This is a genomic window from Gammaproteobacteria bacterium (assembly GCA_016765075.1).
Lineage (GTDB): Bacteria > Pseudomonadota > Gammaproteobacteria.
The window spans coordinates 1-4720 of record JAESQP010000153.1; the positions used below are offsets into that span (position 1 = coordinate 1).

7 protein-coding genes are annotated in these 4720 nt (G+C 42.5%); 5 read left to right on the forward strand and 2 right to left on the reverse strand.

What is annotated here, in order from left to right; all coding sequences use genetic code 11:
- Positions 1 to 88: 88 nt before the first annotated feature.
- The 5 genes from JKY90_09435 (at position 89) to JKY90_09455 (ending at position 3307) form a co-directional block, all read left to right on the forward strand.
- Complete coding sequence (locus JKY90_09435; protein MBL4852478.1) at positions 89 to 589, forward strand: type IV secretory system conjugative DNA transfer family protein; 501 nt, start codon at positions 89 to 91, stop codon at positions 587 to 589.
- Between the two features lie 57 nt (positions 590 to 646).
- Complete coding sequence (locus JKY90_09440) at positions 647 to 1552, forward strand: type IV secretory system conjugative DNA transfer family protein (GenBank protein MBL4852479.1); 906 nt, start codon at positions 647 to 649, stop codon at positions 1550 to 1552.
- Positions 1549 to 2115 carry a hypothetical protein gene (locus JKY90_09445; protein ID MBL4852480.1) on the forward strand — a complete coding sequence of 189 codons (567 nt, stop codon included), beginning with the start codon at positions 1549 to 1551 and terminating at the stop codon, positions 2113 to 2115. Before JKY90_09440 ends, JKY90_09445 begins: the two co-directional genes overlap by 4 nt.
- Positions 2108 to 2803, forward strand: coding sequence for a hypothetical protein (locus tag JKY90_09450; GenBank protein MBL4852481.1), 696 nt, complete (start codon positions 2108 to 2110; stop codon positions 2801 to 2803). The genes JKY90_09445 and JKY90_09450 overlap by 8 nt, the downstream gene beginning before the upstream one ends.
- Positions 2804 to 2875: 72 nt before the next feature.
- Entirely contained in the window at positions 2876 to 3307 is a 432-nt protein-coding gene (locus JKY90_09455) for a hypothetical protein (GenBank protein MBL4852482.1), read from the forward strand.
- Positions 3308 to 3386: 79 nt separating this feature from the next.
- Here JKY90_09455 and JKY90_09460 read toward each other — a convergent pair whose 3' ends face one another.
- Both JKY90_09460 and JKY90_09465 read right to left on the reverse strand, forming a co-directional pair.
- Positions 3387 to 3893 (reverse strand): type II toxin-antitoxin system death-on-curing family toxin, encoded by a 507-nt coding sequence (locus JKY90_09460; protein ID MBL4852483.1) that lies wholly within the window; start codon positions 3891 to 3893, stop codon positions 3387 to 3389.
- Positions 3890 to 4096, reverse strand: coding sequence for a hypothetical protein (locus JKY90_09465; protein MBL4852484.1), 207 nt, complete (start codon positions 4094 to 4096; stop codon positions 3890 to 3892). The genes JKY90_09460 and JKY90_09465 overlap by 4 nt, the downstream gene beginning before the upstream one ends.
- Positions 4097 to 4720 lie beyond the last annotated feature (624 nt).

A 4720-nucleotide genomic window follows, 5' to 3' on the forward strand; every position in this document is an offset into this window, starting at 1 on the left:
CTACCCTCTTAATAAATATTATAGATGATACTTTCAAATTTTTAGTTAAGATGCTATGTAAAGCGTTATTCTAGTAAAAAGACTTTCAATGCAGTTTGATACATTACCCCGTGGACTTCCCCGATCCAATGCGCTCTCTGGCTCTGCGCCCCGTGCGTTATGGAACAATCCTAAAACGATAATAGAAGCCGATTTTTGGAAGTTTGGGGCTGGTAAATTATTCTTGGGTGCAATGGGTGATAATCTAATAGGGGCAAGCGATGATCGCCATTTATTGACCATTGCAGGGACAAGGGCGGGCAAAGGAACAAGCGTAATTATCCCGAACCTGTTGACCTATGAAGGTTCAATTTTCTGTATCGATCCAAAAGGTGAAAATGCCACACTAACCGCCGAACGGCGGGGGCAAGGGCGGGGCATACCAAAAGGCGGGCTAGGCCATGAGGTCTATGTTCTCGATCCTTTCAAGGTGGCCGATGTGCCAGACGAGTATCGAGCTGGATTTAATCCGTTTGATTTTCTTGATCCACAAAACCCAAATTTTATTGATGATTGCGACAGCCTGGCCGATGCCCTGGTTGTCGCCTAGCCTGGCAAAGAAAACGATCATTGGAACGGCTCCGCAAGGCTAGTCCTACGGGGCTTTATAGCGTGGATTGCTTCTTCTGAAGAAAAAGGCAAAAGAAGCCTTAACGAGCTGAAGCGAATTTTATATCTTTCGCCTGAAGGCGAAAAGGATGACGGCTTCGATGATCTGATTGCTGAAATATCTTGCGAGCCTGAAATTGCGGACGGCGTACCCATGGAAATGGCGGGCATGTTGCTAGGCATGGGACAAGATGAACGGGGTTCTATCCTCTCAACAGTTCGGCAAAATATTGCCTTCCTATCTTCCCCGCCTATGACTTCGATCCTCTCCGATCAACAAAGAACAGTTGACCTTGCAACGTGGAAGATGGGGGGCAAATCAATTTATTTATGCCTTCCTGCTGGTCGGCTTCATCGTCACAATCGATTTTTGCGAATGTTCATCAATCTGCTTTTAACGGCCATAGAGAGAGACAAGCGCACCCCTGCCCTACCTGCGCTTATGATCCTAGACGAAATGCACGTCCTCGGCCACATGGCGAGCCTAGAGACTGCATCAGGATTGATTGCAGGGTTTGGGGTTCGCATTTGGTCGATCTGGCAAGACATGAGCCAGCTAAAACACCTCTACCGCCAAAGATGGGAAACCTTTATGGGCAATGCTGGCATTCTCCAATTCTTCGGCCTGAATGACCTAACCACGCTCGAATATGTTTCTAAACGGCTTGGCACATCTTCGATCATGCAGATTTCACAAGGCGAAATTTCCACGGATCAAATTGCTTCGGGTTTTAGCGGAGAATCAAAATCGATCCAACAAAGCCCACTACTCACGGCTGACGAAGTAGCCTATTTTTTCTCAAGGCAATCAGGAAACCAGCTAATTTTATATGCGGGTGCTGATCCAATCTTCATGCACCGCGTCCCATATTACAGCAACACATTTAAGGAGTTTACAAAATGAAAATTGAAAAAGTTAGTTCAGGAATACCAACATGTATTAAAGTCATACAGGAGAGTCCTGAACGTAGTGAGCTAATTCTCAAAGGTGCGTTTAAAGGCATTCTATTTACAGTTTTTATGGCACCCATATTTTTGTTCCCAATTGGACTAGCTGTGGGTTTTAATTATGCCCTTCTAATTGTGGGGGTTCCTTATGGTAGTATTTTTCTTGTGATTTTTACTACTATGTTTTGGCTATTAGCAACTATAAGCCTAGCATGGATATCAATCAAAATCTGTTCATCAAAAATGGTTCTAATTGTTACGCCAGAAGCAATATCGATTATTGCTACACCAAAAATATATACAATTGGTGAAAAAAATTATGACAGAACAAAATGGGGGGGATTTTCACTTGGAAATACACGTACACAGGTGGATAAAAACACTACAGAACAGACTGGAGAAATTGACTTCACATACGGTGGCACAAAAGAACAAACAAGGTTTAGCGTTAGTAATTTAGATCATGCCAATGTAGTGAGTTATCTGAATAAATTCGTGGGTAGAACATCCAATGCGTAAATTTACATTTCCCGATATTAAAGGCTTTTTGCCTGACTTTAAGGCAATTGCAAAATCAATCAAAAATACTGCTAAGTGGGTTTTGTTCAAAGAACCAATAAAAATGAAAGTGCGTCCTCACCCTGTAGGCACAAAGATCATTACAGAAACCAAAGACAAAGCCGTTTTCACAATCCGGGCAATGCACGCAACGCACTTAGCATTAGTAATAATGGCATCATCAACACTCTTCTGGTTCGGCGCTCTTGGTGCTATCGGCGGAGCAATGGAACTGTCCTATGATGCTTACGGCAACCCAATTATGCCAGAAGCGGGTGGATCAAATATGTTTAGGAATATATTGCTCATAGCTTTCTTGGCATGGATAGTTTGGCGGATAGGTTTTCCTCGTGTTAAATTTATAGTTACGCAATCAAGTATTCAAATAGGAAGTCGATTATTTGAGAGGTCTCTAGCTGGCCTAGTTGTGGCTGGGTACACAACAACAACACCAGAAATTGAAAAAGGCACTTCGATGTCCTTTATTGTGCCAAGGTTACAATATGGGCAATGGGGCGAAAACCTGCCCTATATGTTCAATCCGTTTATGGCCACAGAATATATAATTTGGGCAAACCAGATGATTGATAGTGTGGGAGTATCAAAGGAAAAAACCACTAAAGACGGCCATAGAAAACAAGCATTTTAATTTCATAACAAATCTGCCATGCTGTTCGGTGAACTGGTAGCGAACCAGTAACCGTTACCGAAAGGAAACACCATGCAAATATCACTAAATCAGGCATCAAAGGAATGTGGCAAGGCAAAGTCGACCATATCCAAAGCTATTAAAACAGGGCATTTGAGCGCAGAGAAACAAGACAACGGAAGATATAAGATCGATACGGCTGAATTGTTCAGAGTGTTTCCTAAACAGCAAGTTACTGGTAACGACGACCAGTTGCGAACACCAAGCGCACCCCCTAAAAATGACCTGCTACAAGCCAAAATCGACGAACTGGAATCTAAGGTTGATATGTTGCAAGACAATATCTCAGATTTAAAAGAGGATCGGGAAGATTTAAGAACACAGCGTGATAAGTGGCAACATCAGGCCACTAATCTTTTGCCAGATCATAGCCAGAGGGGGCAAAATGCCGCCCGTGGGGGCTTCTTTGGCCTTTTCCAAGGGAAACGCACTCCAAAGAATTAAAAGCGGCTCAGCAGGGCTTAAAATCGATTTTTTCTGAACAGAGGCTCAAACCTTTGGTTTGGCTTCGTAAACACTACGCCTATTCAGAATTGTCACTACGGCCACGCTTACGCCCTCTAGCATGATCTCGTTGTTGTTTTAATTTCTCTTTGATGGCGGTAGTTTTTTTATTAAGTTGGTGCTGATTTTTTGATTGTTCAAGGGATCGAGAATGTTCTTTGAGATATTGCCCAGCTTCTTCTCTGGTGATCTTGCCTTGTGCTAAATTCACCATCATATCAGAATGGTTATTGTCTTGCTCTGGCTGTAGATCATGACCGTTAAGGTATAAAAACAAATCTGCGGACGCAAAAGAAGTCCTTTTGTTTCCATCAACAAAAGGTTGATTAGCAGAAAAGCTTTCAGCATAACTTGCAGCTAATTGAAAAACATTTTTTTCACCATAGGCATGTAAATTTCGTGGTCGATCGAGAGCCGATTCCAACAAGCCAGTATCACGAACGCCGTGTGATCCTCCAGCCTGTTGGATTGATTTATCATGAATGATTTTCACTTCCTGCAAAGTTAGCCATCTAGGTTCATTCATTTGGCTAGTTTTTGTATAGTTTTATCATGAATTTTCATGCGGCTTTCAATTAAAGTTTCCATGTTCGTGTCCTCTTCGTCTTTTCTGATCTGTCGCAAAGCAGAGTTCACAACATCGCTGTGGCTCTTAAATTCTTTGCTCGCAACTTGAGTTTCAAGCCACTTTTGATTTGGTTCGGTGAATGATATTGTTGTACGTGCCATTTTTTCCTCCAAGGTAAAAAGTTATGTTGATGCAATACTACCACAATATGCACCAAGCGTCTACTTTTTCTTTTCCTGCCGAGCATCTTTTTTCTTTCTTCCTTTTTAATTATTTCTTTGGAAGACAAAGAACGACATTTCTTCGGAGCCGACACTTTCAGAATATTGACACGCGCAACGGCAGTCACCCTTTAGGGGGCGAAGCGGAGCGGAGAACCACTTGCGGTTGACAGAGTGAGCATGTCGGTAATCTTAATTTGTTAGGCGGGAGAGAGTAAAGTAAATTGCCCCGCAAACATGCAGGGGAATTTCCCGTTAAAGCAATTGGGCTTGTCCCAATTTCCATATTAAGGCTGTAGCGTAGCGGAAGCCTAGTGTTAATATGTGTTATATATAGTGTTAAGCTGTGGATAAATGGTCGTAAGGTACTGATTTTTTTGCAAAATTGGAAACGCTTGGTGTGTAAACCTACGAAAGAAGGTGTGTGAAACTACGAAGAATGGTGTGTAAACCTACGAAAGAAAGCGGTGTGTGAAACTACGAAACTATTGACTTTGGTGTGTGAAACTACGAAGCTGATTCTATGGTGTGTGAAACTACGAAAGAAAAGTCCCCTCTCCTACC

Coding starts and splice junctions, on each gene's coding strand:
- JKY90_09435 (MBL4852478.1), top strand. CDS start 89: ATGCAGTTTGATACATTACCCCGTGGACTTCCCCGATCCAATGCGCTC.
- JKY90_09445 (MBL4852480.1), top strand. CDS start 1,549: ATGAAAATTGAAAAAGTTAGTTCAGGAATACCAACATGTATTAAAGTC.
- JKY90_09450 (MBL4852481.1), top strand. CDS start 2,108: ATGCGTAAATTTACATTTCCCGATATTAAAGGCTTTTTGCCTGACTTT.
- JKY90_09455 (MBL4852482.1), top strand. CDS start 2,876: ATGCAAATATCACTAAATCAGGCATCAAAGGAATGTGGCAAGGCAAAG.
- JKY90_09460 (MBL4852483.1), bottom strand. CDS start 3,893: ATGAATGAACCTAGATGGCTAACTTTGCAGGAAGTGAAAATCATTCAT.
- JKY90_09465 (MBL4852484.1), bottom strand. CDS start 4,096: ATGGCACGTACAACAATATCATTCACCGAACCAAATCAAAAGTGGCTT.